Genomic DNA, 15,285 nt, shown 5'->3' with positions numbered 1-15,285 from the left:
GACCTGACGTCGGCAAACATGCATTTCCGGCGGCTCCCCGGGGAGTCGCCGCCATTGAGAGGTACGCGAATGGCTGACGGCAAAGGCAAGGACGAGAACGGCAAACTGCTGTACTGCTCCTTCTGTGGCAAGAACCAGAATGAAGTGCGCAAGCTGATCGCAGGACCTTCCGTCTACATCTGCGACGAATGTGTCGATCTGTGCAATGACATCATTCGCGAAGAGGTCCTCGAAGCCGACGCCGAAGGTGATGATGATCGCCTGCCGGCGCCGCGTGAGATTCGTTCCACTCTCGACGATTACGTGATCGGCCAGGACCGCGCCAAGCGTGTGCTGTCCGTGGCGGTGTACAACCACTACAAGCGTCTGCGCGCCGGTCAGAAGGCCGCGGATGAAGTGGAACTGGGCAAGTCCAACATCCTGCTCATCGGCCCGACCGGTAGCGGCAAGACGCTGCTGGCCGAGACGCTGGCGCGCCTGTTGAACGTCCCGTTCACCATCGCGGATGCGACCACCTTGACCGAAGCGGGCTATGTCGGTGAGGACGTCGAGAACATCATCCAGAAGCTGCTGCAGAAATGCGATTACGATGTCGAGAAGGCCGAGCGCGGCATTGTCTACATCGATGAGATCGACAAGATCTCGCGCAAGTCCGACAACCCCTCCATCACGCGTGATGTCTCGGGTGAAGGCGTGCAGCAGGCACTGCTCAAGCTGATCGAGGGCACCACTGCCTCGGTGCCGCCGCAGGGCGGTCGCAAGCACCCTCAGCAGGAATTCCTGCAGGTGAATACCGGCAACATCCTGTTTATCGTCGGCGGTGCTTTCGCTGGCCTGGACAAGGTGATCCGCGAACGCGCCGAGAAGGGTGGCATCGGCTTCAATGCCGAGGTCAAGAGCAAGCAGGACGAGAAGACCGTGGGTCGCGTGCTGGCAGACGTCGAGCCGGGTGATCTGGTCAAGTTCGGTCTCATTCCCGAGTTCGTTGGCCGCCTGCCGGTCATCGCGACGCTGACCGAGCTGGATGAAGATGCCCTGGTGCAGATTCTGACCGAGCCGAAGAACTCGCTGGTCAAGCAGTACTCGCGCCTGTTCGAGATGGAAGATGTCGAGCTGGACCTGCGCGAAGATGCGCTGCGTGCCGTGGCTCGCAAGGCCATCGAGCGTCGTACCGGCGCACGTGGTCTGCGCTCGATCCTCGAGTCCGTGCTGCTCGACACCATGTATGACATCCCGTCCGAGGAGAGTGTCAGCAAGGTGGTGGTGGATGAGTCGGTGATTGCCGGCGACAGCAAGCCGCTGCTGATCTACTCCAAGAACGAAGAGAGTCAGGGCAAGGTGGCCGGCAAGGACGGCTGAAACGTCCGGGCCTGAGTCGCACCAACGGGGGGCCGCAAGGCCCCCCGTTGCGTTTGCGCTCGCAAGTCATCCTTACTGTGATGCATTCGCGGGGCACGCACGGCTTCATTCAGCGTTGAGTTACCGCCAGGCGTGTCGGGATCATTGCAAAATCATGACCTTGCCCCCATGGTCCTAGTATCAAAGTGCCGTGTGAGGCGGCCCACCCACAGAATACCGAGGAACGTCTGCCATGGAGCAGAACGAAGATCAGACCCTGACACTTCCGCTGCTGCCGCTGCGGGATGTGGTGGTCTATCCCCAGATGGTGATTCCGCTGTTCGTCGGCCGGGAAAAGTCGATCCAGGCCCTCGAAGTGGCCATGGAAGGCGACAAGAAGATCCTGCTTGCGGCGCAGCGTGAAGCCAGCCAGGACGACCCGACGGCGGAAGACCTGTTCGCCATCGGCACCGTTGCCGACATCATGCAGCTGCTCAAGCTTCCTGATGGCACCGTCAAGGTGCTGATCGAGGGAAGCTCGCGCGCCGATATCCAGGCGATCCGCCTGCACGACGACGGCCACAGCATTGCCGATGTCGTCTTGCGTGACAGCCAGCCGCTGTCCGAGCGGGAGCAGGAAACCCTGGTACGCGTACTGCTCAATCAATTCGAGCAGTATGTGAAGCTCTCCAAGAAGGTGCCCAACGAAGTGCTGGGCAGCCTGCAGGGCATCGAGGACCCGAGCCGTCTGGTGGACACCATCAGCGCGCACCTGTCGCTTGGCATCAATGACAAGCAGGCGCTGCTCGAGATGGACAAGGTGCGTGACCGCATCGAGCACCTGATGACGCTGATCGAAGCGGAGATCGACCTGTTGCAGGTCGAGAAGCGCATTCGTACCCGCGTCAAGGAGCAGATGGAGAAGTCGCAGCGCGAGTACTACCTCAACGAGCAGATGAAGGCCATCCAGAAGGAAATGGGTGAGCTGGATGACGTGCCCAACGAGGTCGAGCAGTACGAGCGTCGCATCAAGGACGCCGGCATGCCGAAGGAGGCAGAGGAGAAGGCTACCCAAGAGCTCAACAAGCTCAAGATGATGGGGCCGACTTCCGCCGAGGCGACCGTGGTGCGCACCTACCTGGACTGGCTGTGCGACGTGCCTTGGAAGAAGCGCACGCGTGTGCGTCACGACATCGACCACGCCGCCAAGGTGCTGGACGAGGATCACTACGGTCTGGATGAGGTCAAGGAACGCATCCTCGAGTATCTCGCCGTGCAGAAGCGCGTCAAGAAGCTCAAGGGGCCGGTGCTGTGTCTGGTCGGTCCGCCGGGTGTCGGCAAGACCTCGCTGGGCAAGTCCATCGCACGTGCCACCAACCGCCAGTACACCCGTATGGCGCTGGGCGGCGTGCGCGATGAGTCCGAGATCCGCGGTCACCGCCGCACCTATATCGGGGCACTGCCGGGCAAGATCATCCAGCGCATGGTCAAGACGGGCGTGAAGAATCCGCTGGTGCTGCTCGACGAGATCGACAAGCTGGGCATGGACCACCGCGGTGATCCGGCCTCGGCGTTGCTTGAGGTGCTGGACCCGGAGCAGAACGACAAGTTCGCCGATCACTATCTCGAGCTGGATTACGATCTGTCCGAGACCCTGTTCATCTGTACGTCCAACTCGATGAACATTCCGGGCCCGCTGCGCGATCGCATGGAAATCATCCGTCTGCCGGGTTACACCGAAGACGAGAAGCTGGCCATCGCGATGCGCTACCTGGCGCCCAAGCAGCTCAAGGCCAATGGCCTGAAGCCGGGCGAGCTGACCTTCAGCGAAGCCTCCGTGCTCGAGCTGATCCGTTACTACACGCGTGAAGCCGGTGTGCGTGAGCTTGAGCGCCAGCTCGCCAAGGTCTGCCGCAAGATCGTGCGCGAGCGTGTGGTCGCCGAGGCAAAGGAGGGCGCACTGTCTTCCATGCACCTTGAGGCCGAGCAGGTCGAGCACTACGCGGGGGTCCGCAAGTACAGCTTCGGCCTCGCCGATGCCGAGGACCAGATCGGCCGTGTCACTGGCCTGGCCTGGACCTCCGTCGGCGGTGAGCTGCTGACCATCGAATCTGTCGTCACGCCGGGCAAGGGCCGTGTCAGCAAGACCGGATCACTGGGCGACGTCATGAAGGAGTCGGTGAGTGCGGCCCACACCGTGGTGCGTGCGCGTGCCGAGGCCTTCGGTATCGAGGCTGAGCGCTTCGAGAAGGAAGACTTGCACATCCACGTGCCGGAAGGCGCCACGCCCAAGGACGGCCCCAGTGCGGGCGCTGCCATGGTCACCGCGATGGTATCCGCTTACTGTGGACGCCCCGTGCGCTGTGACGTGGCAATGACCGGTGAGGTCAACCTGCGTGGCGAAGTCATGCCGATCGGTGGCCTCAAGGAGAAATTGCTGGCGGCGCGACGCGGTGGTATAAAGCTTGTGCTGATTCCCGAGGAAAATCGCCGTGACCTCAAGGAGGTTCCGGACACCATCAAGGATGCACTCGATATTCGGCCGGTGCGCTGGATCGACGAGGTGCTTGAGGTGGCTCTAGCAGAAAAGTCGACTGCTGAGAAGGACGATTCTCGTTCAGACGATGCCGGTGGTCGTCAGACAATGATCAGTACACATTGACGGGATTTTTTTGGCCATGCCGCTGTCGAAATGTCGGCGTGGTGCGGTTTTGCGCGTGAGGTTGCTTGACAGTCGTTTGAGGGCGTTGCTATAAACTCCGCTTCGTCGCGATCGCGTTTAGCACCCGTAATTTTCGCGCTGATTTCTGGTAATTTTTGCAAATTCAAGGGGTGAAGAGTGAATAAATCCGAGCTGATCGAAGCCATTGCTGCATCTGCCGACATTCCGAAAGCAGCAGCTAGCCGTGCACTCGATGCGATGGTCGACACCGTCACTGATAGCCTGAAGAAGGGTGAAACCGTGGCATTGGTCGGGTTCGGCACCTTTATTGTCAAGGAACGTGCTGCACGTACTGGCCGTAACCCGCAGACTGGCGCTCCGATCGAGATCAGTGCTGCCAAGGTGCCGAGCTTCAAGGCTGGCAAGGCACTGAAAGACGCCGTCAACTGAGGTCTGCCTGCTTCGCAGGCACCCGGTGGCGCGGTACCGGTTCGGGAGTGGTCTGATGACTGCCGAACCGGCACCAGAACATCGAAGCGCATCGCCTGGCGATGCGCTTTTTTTGTGGCTGAACCCGGCCATGTCGGCAGGGCGCAAGCGTTTGATGACCCTGGCGAGTCAGTCAGTCGTGCAAAGTCACCTGCATCTGTCTGCGGCATGCGTATAATCATCAGTCACTGAGTCGCGGCCCTTGTGGCCATTCCAATCCCTGTAGTTCGAGGCCTGCATGCTGCAACGAATTCGAGACCGGTCGCATGGCTGGGTGGCCAAGACGATCGTTGGTTTCATTGTCGTCACCTTTGCCTTCTTTGGTGTTGAGTCGATCATTGGCGCCTTCACTGCCAGCAGTGACGACGTGGCCACGGTCAATGGCGATACCATCAGCCGTCAGGCGGTGGAAACCGAAGTCCAGCGTGCCATCCGTTCTGGCCAGGTAGCGCCGGAACAGGAGCGCGAAGCACGCAATCAGATCATCAACCAGATGATCGATTCCCGCCTGCTGGATCAATACGCCGAGGAAGGCGGCCTGCACATGTCCGATGCGCAGCTCGATCAACTGATCGTGAGCATTCCGGACTTCCAGGACGACAAGGGACGCTTCGATGCCGACCTGTTCCGCAATCGTCTGGCCAGCGCCGGCTATTCGCCCACCTCCTTCCGTCAGCAGTTGAGCAGCGACACCCTGCGCCAACAGTTGACCGACGGCTTTGCCGCCAGTGCCTTCGTGCTGCCGGGCGAAGAAGAGAAGCTCAGCCAGCTGCAGCGTCAGACGCGCACCTTCCGTTATGCCACGCTGAGCAGCGCGGACCTCGATGCGCCGGTGACGGTCAGCGAAGACGAGCTCAAGGCCTGGTATGACAACCATCAGGACAACTACCGTCGTCCGGCACAGGTCAAGCTGGCCTACGTACTGTTGGACCAGAACGAGCTGGCCAGCGGTGGCGATATCAGCGAAGACACGCTGAAGGCTGAATATGCGGCCAAGCGTGCCGACGCGCCGCGGGAGATCGCGCACATCATGGTCGAGAAGGGTGACGATGATGCGGCGGCACGTGCCAAGCTCGAGGGCGCACGTGACGCACTCGCCAACGGCGAAGACTTCGCCAAGGTGGCGGCCGAGGTCTCCGAAGACAGCTCCACGGCCGAGGATGGCGGTGAGCTTGGCGTGATCACCCGCGGTATCTTCGGTGAAGACTTCGATGACGCGGCCTTCGCGCTGGATGAAGGCCAGGTGTCGGATATCGTCGATACCGGCGACAGCCTGCACCTGATCAAGGTGACCGGTCTGGACATCGCGCCCTTCGAGGACATGCGCGACGAGCTGCTGACGCAAGCCCGTCAGGCCGCTTCCCGCGATACCTTCAACGAGAAGGCGCAACAGCTGAAGGACGAGAGTTTCGCGGCGGATGATCTGGCCAGCGTCGCCGAGGATCTGGACCTGCCGCTTGAGAAGACCGACTGGGTCGCGCAGGAAAACGATGACGAACTGCTGTCCGAGCCGGGTGTGATGGCGGCAGCCTTCGGTGACGAAGTGCTGAAAGAGGGCTACAACAGTGATGTCATCGAACTGGATGACAGCCGTCGTCTGGTGTTGCGCGTCCTCGAGCAGCGCCCGGCCACCACGCTGGCACTGGATGAGGTCAAGCAGCAGGTTCAGCGCGAAGCCAAGGCCGACAAGACTGCCAAGGCACTCGAGGCACTGGCCGAGAAGCGTCTGGAGACGCTGCGCCAGGGCGGATCACTCGAAGGGATTGACTGGCAGCAGGCTGACGACGTCAGCCGTCAGGCCAGCACCCAGCTGCCGCAGAGCCTGGTCAAGCAGGCCTTCACGCTGGCGCACCCGCAGGATGGCCAGCCGGTCTACGGCAAGGCGTCGCTGAGTGGTGGCATCGCGCTGATCGCCCTGACCGAGATCGGCGAGGCCGAGCCGAGCGAGATGGACCAGTTCCTCTCGCGTCTGGCCACACGTCTGCGTGCTCAGGCCGCTGTCACGGGCCTGCAGGAATCCCTGCGCGAGCGTGCCGAGATCGAGCGCAACTGATCGAGCGCAAATGAGCCAGGCAACTGGCGTGGGCAGCGTTGCCTGCCAATGAGACCGTCACCCCTTGGGGTGGCGGTCTTTTTTTGGTTCAAGCCGTTGGGTTCAAGCCGTTGGGTTCAAGCCATTGAGTTCAGGTCATTGGGTTCAAGCCTCGCAGGCTCAGGTAGCGAAGCTCAGGCCGCGAGGCTACGTGCGGGTGTGGCGTCAGATCACGAGCTTGGTGTCAGGTCACGCGTCATGTATCAAGTCACGAGCCCAGCCGCTGACGCAGCTGCTGGGAGAGTTCGCGGTGACGGACCTGAATGCCTGTGGAGAGCGTCTGGCGCAGCCAGCGGTGGCCAGTGTCATGATGCAGGCGTTCGTGCCACACCAGCCAGTAGGAGAAGCGGTTGAGGGTGATGGGTAGCGGACGCAGGGCCAGCGGCAGCTGATCGAGCATGCTGATGGCCAGACAGCCCGGCACGCACAGCAGCAGGTCGCTGTGACAGCTGACACTGAAGGCGGCCAGAAAATGGGGCTGGCGCATGACCACCTGACGACTCAGTCCCAGTTCCGCCAGCTTGAGGTCCACCGCGCCTCGCTCATCACCGCCCATGCTGATCAGTTGGTGACTGGCGGCGAGGAAGTCCTCCAGGCTCAAGGTCTCCTTCGCTGCCAGCGGATGGTCCTGGCGCATCACGCAGACGAACTGATCATCCCCGATCTCGCGACCATGCACGCCGGCCGGCACCCTGGCGGTGGGCACGCACATCGCAAGCTCCGGCCCGCCTTCTTCCAGCTGCTGTTCGACATTGCCGCCATAGGCCTGGATATCCAGGCGGATGCCGGGTGCCTGCGCGTGCAGTGGGGCGATCTGGGGCGCCACGAAGGCGTGCATACCGTAATCGGTGGTGGCCAGCTGAAAGCGACGCTGGCTATCTCCAGGCGAGAACTCGGGCGGTGCCAGCAGGGCACCCAGCTCCTGCAGCAGACGGGCGAGGGGCTGCCTGAGGGCCTCTGCGCGTGCGGTGGGGCGCAGACCGCGTTGCGCGCGTACGAACAGGGGGTCATCGAAGGCCTCGCGCAGACGGCCCAGGGTGCGGGACACCGCAGGCTGGCTCAGGTTGAGGCGCTCAGCGGCCCGCGACACGCTGCGGGTTTCCAGCAGCGCATGCAGCGCAACCAGCGTATTGAGATCATGGCGGGCAAGTTCAGCCAGGTGCATGGCAAGTGGTTCCCGGTAGCGAGGCGGCCCAGTCGCTGGGATGAAAGTGTGCAGTTTCAACCGCATATGATATCAGTCTCATGCATACCGGGATTCAGTTTCTGTCATTGGTGTGATATCGGGAGCGCGCGTAATCTGGGGGCACTTCGTCGCCGAGCAACGCTTGCGGCGGCCAGTCGTCACAGGGTTGAGGCCTCGGGCCAGCGGCCTGATGACGATTCTGATCACAAGTCGTTTGACCAGATCATTCGCAAGGAGCATCGCATGCAGACACGCTATTACACGATCACCGACTATCCGAAAGGCACCCCGGAACGCGACCTGTTCCAGTTGCGTGAAGAAGAGCTGAGCGAGCTGGGCGAAGGTGAGGTGCGCATTCGCAACAGCTGGTTATCCGTCGATCCCTACATGCGTGGCCGCATGAGCGGCGTGAAGACCTATATCGACCCCTTCGAGCTCAATGCGCCGCTGCAGGGGGCCGCCGTCGGTGAAGTGATCGAGTCACGTGACTCTCGCTTCAAGAGCGGCGACAAGGTACGTCACATGGGGGGCTGGCGTGACATCGCGCAGCTCTCTGGTGACCAGATCGAACCGCTGCCGAGCATCGAGGTGCCGGAGCAGGCCTACCTGGGCGTGCTGGGCATGCCGGGCATGACCGCCTGGACCGGCCTCAACATCATCGCCGAGATGAAAGAGGGCGATAACGTGCTGGTCAGCGCGGCCTCCGGTGCGGTCGGCTCGCTCGCCGTCCAGCTGGCCAAGGCCAAGGGCGGCACCGTCGTCGGCATCGCCGGCAGCCAGGAAAAGCTCGATTGGCTGGAAGCGCGGGGCGTTAAGGCGGTCAGCTACAAGGGCAAGGATGCCGAGCAGCTGACGAAGGCGCTCAAGGAAGCCTGCCCGGACGGCTTCGATGTCTACTACGAGAACGTCGGCGGTGATTGCCTGGTGGCGGCGCTGAACAACCTGAATGTCGGCGCTCGTATCGCCGTCTGCGGCATGATCTCCAGCTACAACGATACCGAGGTGGCGCCTGGCCCCTCGAACATCTCGATGATCCTGATCCGTCGCGCGCGCATGCAAGGCTTCATCGTCTTTGATCACTGGCAGAACTACAGCCGCTTCCTCGAAGAGGTAGGGCCGCAGGTCGCCAAGGGCGATATCGACTACGAAGAGACGGTGGAAGAAGGGCTCGAGCAGACGCCGGACGCCTTCCTCAAGCTGTTCTCGGGTGGCAACAAGGGCAAGATGCTGGTGCGTCTCTGATCTTAGAGCTTGATCTTAGAACTGAGTGCTGAGAGCTGAGCCAGCATTACTGAAGATCCGGACTGGAGACCCGAACACCTGACACCGCGCGTACGCGCGGTGCTCAGACAGTCACGAAAGGCTCGCCGCGGCGGGCCTTTTGCGTGGGTGGCCAAACATTTGCCATCACGCATTACTGGTCGCTAAGTATCACTGGTTGTGAGGATTGGTGACTCTTACGAACCAAAGACGTGCGGCCTGTGCTCTACTTTGGTCTTGGTCACTGCTCTAGAATGCAGACCATCGTTCGTGGGCAGGTGGCGTCATCGTCGCGCTTTTCTGTCACTTCGCCCACATATCACTCTGTGTCAGGTGGCGCCTGACCACGGCTCTGTCATCTCATGTTGCCGTGTCGCCCCTGACTCCGCGAGGAGAGCATCATGCAGGACTTTACCTATCAGAACCCGACCCGCGTGCACTTCGGTGCCGGCCAGATCGCCAAGGTGCGTGACGAGATTCCGGCGGATGCCCGCGTGCTGGTCACCTACGGTGGCGGGTCGATCAAGCGCAACGGCGTGATGGATCAGATCGAAGGCGCACTGGAAGGTCGTCAGTGGTGGAGCTTCGGCGGCATCGAGCCGAACCCGAGCTATCACACCCTGCTCGAAGCTCTGGAAATCATCAAGCGCGAGAAGATCGACTATCTGCTGGCGGTCGGAGGTGGCAGCGTCGCCGATGGCAGCAAGTTTCTCGCGCTCGCCGCCTGTCATGCCGGTGATCCGTGGGAAATTCTCGCCGAGGGCAAGCACCCCGAGATGGCGCTGCCGCTGGGCGTGGTACTGACACTGCCGGCTACGGGCTCCGAGTCCAATGGCAATGCTGTGGTCACCAACTATGAGACACATGACAAGCTGCCGATGTTCAGCGAACTGGCCTATCCGCGTTTCGCGGTGCTGGACCCGGTTACCACCCTGACCCTGCCGGAGCGCCAGAGCGTCAACGGTGTCGTCGATGCATTCGTGCACGTCAGCGAGCAGTATTTGACCTACCCGGTCAACGCGCCGGTGCAGGATCGCTTCTCCGAGGGTCTGTTGCTGACCTTGATCGAGGAAGGCCCCAAGGTGCTTAGCCAGCCGGATGACCTGGCCGTGCGCGCCAATATCATGTGGGCCGCCAACCTGGGTCTCAACGGCCTGATCGGGCGTGGCGTGCCGCAGGACTGGGCCACCCACATGATCGGTCACGAGATTACCGCACTGCACGGTGTCGATCATGGTCGCACCCTGACCATCGTGATGCCGGCGCTGTGGGAAGAGCTGTTCGAGGCCAAGCGTGCCAAGCTGGCGCAATACGGTCGTCGCGTCTGGGCACTGGAAGGCGATGAGGAGAGCGTTGCGCGCGCTGCCATCGACAAGACCCGTGAGTTCTTCACGCGCATGGGCGCGCCGGTATCGTTGAGCGAAGCTGGTATCAGTGCCGACAGCATCGATCAGCTGGTCGACAACCTGACCCGTCACGGCTTCACCGCCATCGGTGAGCACGGCGATATCACGCCGGACGTGGCGCGCCGTATCCTGACCCGCGCGGCCTGATCGCGTACCTCAGTCAGGGCCGAGTGTCAGCCTCAAACCCCTCGTCGCCCCTGGTGGCGAGGGGTTTTGCGTATTTCCCTCCTTGTCTCCCCCCTTGTTGCAGATTGCCGTTCGCCAGATCGCGTCATGCCAGAAGGCCGGATTCACTTGACGAGACTTCGTCGCCGGCCGGTTTTTGTTACTCTATAACCTTTTGCACGCCCTTCATCTTGCGGAGATTTCAGCATGTCTGTGGCTTCACGCGGCGCCAGAAGTGGCGACGCTCCGACGGAACCAGCTCCGATTCCGGTGCATCTGATCACCGGCTTTCTGGGAACGGGCAAGAGCAGTTTCATCCAGGCATTGGTCGCGACTAAGCCTGAGGATGAACACTGGGCGATCCTGGTCAATGAGTTCGGACAGGTGGGGATCGATCAGGCACTGTTTGCCGGGCGCGAGGATGTCAGCGTCAAGGGGCTGCCCGGCGGGTGCCTGTGCTGTCAGCTGGCCTTCGTGCTGCAGGCGGGGCTGGTCAGCCTGATTCATCAGACGCGCCCTGATCGTCTGATCATCGAGCCCTCAGGGCTGGGCCATCCGGCGGGGCTGATCGATGTGCTGCGCAGTGAAGGGCTGGCCTCGGCACTTGCGCTTGAGGAAGTCATCACCCTGCTGGACCCGCGCGCACTGGACGACCCCCGCACGCGCGAACACGGCACTTTCCAGGACCAGCTGACGCTGGCGGGCGGCGTGGTGCTCAGCAAGCGAGATCTGGCGAGCGATCAGCAGCTGGCGGCCGCGCATGAGTTTCTGGCGGGGATGTGGCCGCGCAAGCGCTGGGTCGGTGAGCTGGGCAGAGCCGACGGCGAGACCCATGCACTCAAGGCACGCATGAACGGTCAGGAAGCCCGGATCATTGACTGGTTGATGGCAGGACAGGGCGCGAGCGGAAGTGTCGATGAGCCGTTGGCGGAACAGATGAATGTGACGATGCCGGCCGCGCATCGTGCCGCATACGCCAATGCGGGTCAGGCACTTGAGGCGTCCGTGGGTGATGAATCGCCCGCCTCGGACGTGATGCCGCTGCCCGGCGCACCGGTGATTGAGCAGGCCGAAGGGCTTGAGCATGCCAGTCTGGGCTGGCGAATCGCCGCAAGCGAGGTGTTCGATCTCGATCAGCTGACCCAGTGGCTGGATGGCCTGCCGCGCGAGTGGCGCATCAAGGGCGTCTTTCACACCCAGGATGGTTGGCGCAGCTATAACCGTGCCAAGGGGCGTGCCGAGCTTGCGCCGTCCAGTTGGCGTGAGGATTCGCGGCTTGAGCTGATTGCACCGCTGGATGGACAGGAGCAGGGGGAGGAGCAGGAAGGGATGGTGGCGGCGTTGCCGCTTGATGACTCCCACCAGCTGAATGCGGCCTTGCTGGCCTGTCGCAGCGACGGCGCTGCCAGACCTTTCAACTTCTTCGGCGAGTGAGCTGAGGTGCTCCTTCGTGGAGCGCTTCAGCCCATGCCTCTCAAGAGCTGTCTGCTACGTCAGGCGCTCCCATTCGCCGATCAGGCGCAGGGCTTCTTCGCGGGAATCGCCACACAGCTCGTGATCGAAATCGAAGTCACGGCACACCGCCGGGCGCTGCGGTGTGCCGAACAGCTTGCACAGGTTGTCGTCATCCAGCTGCACGCAACGCACCCCCGCTGGCTTGCCATCGGGCATGCCGGGAATCGGGCTCGAGATCGAAGGAGCGATGCAGCAGCCGCCGCAACCGGCACGACAGCCGGGAGCGGCAGCATCTGCAGAAGGGGCGGCAGTCTGCGTCATGAGGTGGCGGTCGTGTCTTCGTGCTCGGGGAGGACGAGCGGCTCGCGCGCCGTCTGCGGGGTATGGCGCGCGATGGCGCCCTTGTTGATGCCCTCATAGGCCTCGACGCGGATGCTGTCACCGCTGTCGAGGGCGATCTGACGCGCCAGCCAGTCGGCGATCCACTCGATGGTGGTCGGTGTCGGCAGCAGCCAGACCTGCTTGCGCGGCAGACGGATGCGGAACCTGCCCTGCGGCGCCTCATAGCTGAATACCAGCTCACGTCCCGGGCGGTCGATCAGATCGCCTTCCTCGGCCAGATAGCGGTCGTTGAGTTTCTCGGCCCACTCGGCTTCCAGTGCCGTGTCCCGCTCACCATTGCGCTCGATGATCAGCGGAGAGCGATGGCCATGCGCGATACGCTGGCAGTTGCCACTGTGATGACGCAGGCCATGACTGTAGGTGTAGGCGGCGCCGTTGATGCTCTCGTCGCGCAGACGCACGCGCAGCCCATCGACACGCGGCGGCAGGCGGCGAGTCAAGAGCTTCTCGAAGTGCTCGGCCAGCACCTCGCTGGTGACCTCGGCCACCGGCAGCAGGCAGAAGGCCTGACGCGGGCCGCGCACTTCCATGGCATAGGGCTGGGTGAAGCGCAGGCATAGTCCTTCCGGGCAGTCCGTGATGCTCACGCCTTCGGCCTGGCTGGGCACGATCAGGGTGTGATCGGCGTCCTGATCGATCATGCGCTTGGCCCACGGCTTGACATCGCCGAAGTCGAACAGCATGCCGTCATGGCCGACGGCGCCGTCCAGCTCGAGATCCAGATGCTGGCTGATGCCGTACAGGCCGCGGGTATTGCTCCACACCGAGGCATCCACCGCGGTGAGGGCCCTGACGAAGAGGGTCTTGGGAGTCATTGCGGTCATCAATCGATACCACTGATCTTGTGGGTCTGCAGCGAGAGCTGCCACTGGGGATTGCGCATGCAGTAGCTGACGCACTGGTTCATCGGCGTATCGGACGCCAGCACCTCGCGGTAATGCTCGCGGGCCGCGGCAGGCGCGGGTAGGGCATCCAGGGCGGCGGTATCCAGTGGCTGCAGATAGAAGTGCGCGAAGTCCAGACTGACGAAGCGCTCCGGCAGGGCTTCCGGCTGCGGGTAGACGAGCTTGAGCTCATCGCCGCCGGTGAGGGTCAGCTCACTGGCGCCCTTGGGGCTCACGCACAGCCAGTCGATGCCGGCAGGCGGCTCGACGGTGCCGTTGGTCTCCACCGCGATCTCGAAGCCGCGGGCGTGCATCGCGTCCACCAGCTCACTGTCGAGCTGCAACAGCGGCTCACCGCCGGTGAAGACCACATAGGGCGTGGCGATGCCGGTGTGCTCCGGCCACAGACTGGCCAGGAAGTCCGCCAGCGCGTTTGCGGTGCGGAACTTGCCGCCGTTCTGACCATTGGTGCCGACGAAGTCGGTGTCGCAGAAGCGGCAGACCGAGGTGTCGCGGTCCTGCTCGCGGCCACTCCACAGATTGCAGCCGGCAAAGCGGCAGAACACGCTGGCGCGCCCTGCGCGAGCACCTTCGCCCTGCAGGGTGTAGAACGCTTCCTTTACCGTATACATCAGCGAGTGCCTGCGTCCTTGACGGAGTCGGTCGTTTCATAACCGAGCGGATCGCTCAGCCCATGGGCGGCGAAGGCCTCGAGACGTTCACGGCAGCTGCCGCATTCCCCGCAGGCCAGTTCGCGGCCTTCGTAGCAGGTCCAGGTCTGGGCGTAATCGAGTTGCATGGCGATGCCGGCGGCCAGAATCTCGTCCTTGCTCGCGTGCAGGAAGGGCGCGCGAATCTCCACCGGCGAGAAGTTGGCGATTGCGGCGACGGCGTTCATCTTGTCGACGAACTCCGGACGGCAATCCGGGTAGAGCACGTGATCGCCACCGTGGGCACCATAGAAGCAGACTTCGGCCTCGATGTTGACGGCCTTGGCGATGGCCAGGGACAGCAGGATCATGTTGCGGTTGGGCACCACGGTCGAGGTCATGGAGGCCTCGTCGTAGTCGGCCTTGGGCATCGTCTGGTCACTGTTGGTCAGCGCGGAGTTGTCGATCAGGCCATGGATGGCGCGAATGTCGACGACTTCGTGGGCGACGCCCAGCGACTCGCAGACCTGGCGTGCGACGTCGAGCTCACGCGAGTGACGTTGGCCATAATGGAAGGAGAGGGCATGTACCTCGAAGCCTTCCTTCAGCGCTTGATGCAGAACAGTGTAGGAGTCCATGCCACCGGAGTAGATGACGACGGCGCGGGGACGCTCTGCAGAGGGGGCGGAAGCGGAGACAGCAGAATTCTGGACGTTGAGAGTCATGACGGAGAATTTCTTTGACCGATGGATTCGGCGCCCGGGATCCGGTCCGGGCGAAACGGGCGCCTATCCTACTCTTCCACACGCCTTGATGCCACTCGCGCACTGATGCGGATCGCGGATACGCCGCCTGTCGCCAGGTTCTACTGTGGCCATGGCAGCCAAGCGTTGAGTCGGCGAGAAAATAGCCTTGGTACCTGCACCACAGGCTGGCATAGACTCGGAGTATTAGCGAAGCGTAGAGAGAGTCGACTGCGTGCTGCACGCTTGTCCACCTGGTGCTTGCCCTGACGGCACGCCCTTCGGGATGACTGGCTAAGGAGCAGGTTGAGGAGCCGGCTGAGTGGCTTGCCAAATGGCTCCGGGAGTGGCTCTCGCAATGGCGCGCGGTAGAGTTGCATGTGCGCCTGGACGTTGCCGCACTAGCCATAGCCATGCGGCCGGGCCATGCTGCAGCCAGCGGCGACAATGAGAGCAGGTGTAAGCAGATAAGCGCGAGAACAGCTGGTAGCGTGAATGACGCGTCGTGTCCCGGTGGTGTTGCCCGCGTTGCGCAGCCAACGACCAGCATCAC

General features: G+C 62.5%; 12 protein-coding genes. 7 read left to right on the top strand and 5 right to left on the bottom strand.

The window, feature by feature from the left end; all coding sequences use genetic code 11:
* Positions 1-69 precede the first annotated feature (69 nt).
* From clpX to NH396_RS01380, 4 genes are all read left to right on the top strand, one after another.
* Entirely contained in the window at positions 70-1,359 is a 1,290-nt protein-coding gene (gene clpX, locus NH396_RS01395; RefSeq protein ID WP_043331299.1) for an ATP-dependent Clp protease ATP-binding subunit ClpX, read from the top strand.
* A 232-nt stretch (positions 1,360-1,591) separates the two neighbouring features.
* On the top strand, positions 1,592-4,000 hold the full coding sequence (gene lon / locus NH396_RS01390; protein WP_253061082.1) for an endopeptidase La: 2,409 nt from the start codon (positions 1,592-1,594) through the stop codon (positions 3,998-4,000).
* A gap of 177 nt (positions 4,001-4,177) precedes the next feature.
* On the top strand, positions 4,178-4,450 hold the full coding sequence (locus NH396_RS01385) for an HU family DNA-binding protein (protein ID WP_043331296.1): 273 nt from the start codon (positions 4,178-4,180) through the stop codon (positions 4,448-4,450).
* A 277-nt stretch (positions 4,451-4,727) separates the two neighbouring features.
* Complete coding sequence (locus NH396_RS01380) at positions 4,728-6,542, top strand: SurA N-terminal domain-containing protein (protein WP_253061080.1); 1,815 nt, start codon at positions 4,728-4,730, stop codon at positions 6,540-6,542.
* Positions 6,543-6,789: 247 nt separating this feature from the next.
* On the opposite strand, the gene NH396_RS01375 is transcribed toward NH396_RS01380, so the two are convergent.
* Complete coding sequence (locus NH396_RS01375; protein WP_176677550.1) at positions 6,790-7,746, bottom strand: LysR family transcriptional regulator; 957 nt, start codon at positions 7,744-7,746, stop codon at positions 6,790-6,792.
* A 264-nt stretch (positions 7,747-8,010) separates the two neighbouring features.
* Here NH396_RS01375 and NH396_RS01370 point away from each other — a divergent pair, with 264 nt between their 5' ends.
* The 3 genes from NH396_RS01370 (at position 8,011) to NH396_RS01360 (ending at position 12,032) form a co-directional block, all read left to right on the top strand.
* The gene (locus NH396_RS01370) at positions 8,011-9,009 is read left to right on the top strand and encodes an NADP-dependent oxidoreductase (protein ID WP_253061078.1); all 999 of its coding nucleotides are present in this window, start codon (positions 8,011-8,013) and stop codon (positions 9,007-9,009) included.
* Positions 9,010-9,428: 419 nt separating this feature from the next.
* Complete coding sequence (locus NH396_RS01365) at positions 9,429-10,580, top strand: iron-containing alcohol dehydrogenase (protein WP_253061076.1); 1,152 nt, start codon at positions 9,429-9,431, stop codon at positions 10,578-10,580.
* 225 nt (positions 10,581-10,805) lie between these two features.
* Positions 10,806-12,032, top strand: a complete 1,227-nt coding sequence (locus NH396_RS01360; RefSeq protein WP_253061074.1) for a CobW family GTP-binding protein — start codon at positions 10,806-10,808, stop codon at positions 12,030-12,032.
* A 54-nt stretch (positions 12,033-12,086) separates the two neighbouring features.
* Here NH396_RS01360 and NH396_RS01355 read toward each other — a convergent pair whose 3' ends face one another.
* The 4 genes from NH396_RS01355 to queC are packed head-to-tail and all read right to left on the bottom strand — an operon-like array spanning position 12,087 to position 14,714.
* Positions 12,087-12,374 (bottom strand): YkgJ family cysteine cluster protein, encoded by a 288-nt coding sequence (locus NH396_RS01355; RefSeq protein ID WP_253061072.1) that lies wholly within the window; start codon positions 12,372-12,374, stop codon positions 12,087-12,089.
* Positions 12,371-13,279, bottom strand: coding sequence for a 6-carboxytetrahydropterin synthase (locus tag NH396_RS01350; protein ID WP_253061070.1), 909 nt, complete (start codon positions 13,277-13,279; stop codon positions 12,371-12,373). The genes NH396_RS01355 and NH396_RS01350 overlap by 4 nt, the downstream gene beginning before the upstream one ends.
* Entirely contained in the window at positions 13,279-13,971 is a 693-nt protein-coding gene (gene queE / locus NH396_RS01345; protein ID WP_253061068.1) for a 7-carboxy-7-deazaguanine synthase, read from the bottom strand. The genes NH396_RS01350 and queE overlap by 1 nt, the downstream gene beginning before the upstream one ends.
* Positions 13,971-14,714 carry a 7-cyano-7-deazaguanine synthase QueC gene (gene queC, locus NH396_RS01340; protein ID WP_253061066.1) on the bottom strand — a complete coding sequence of 248 codons (744 nt, stop codon included), beginning with the start codon at positions 14,712-14,714 and terminating at the stop codon, positions 13,971-13,973. Before queC ends, queE begins: the two co-directional genes overlap by 1 nt.
* Positions 14,715-15,285 lie beyond the last annotated feature (571 nt).

This window comes from Cobetia sp. Dlab-2-AX (assembly GCF_024124625.1).
In the GTDB taxonomy this organism is placed as follows: domain Bacteria; phylum Pseudomonadota; class Gammaproteobacteria; order Pseudomonadales; family Halomonadaceae; genus Cobetia.
This window is presented reverse-complemented; position numbering and strand designations above follow the sequence as displayed.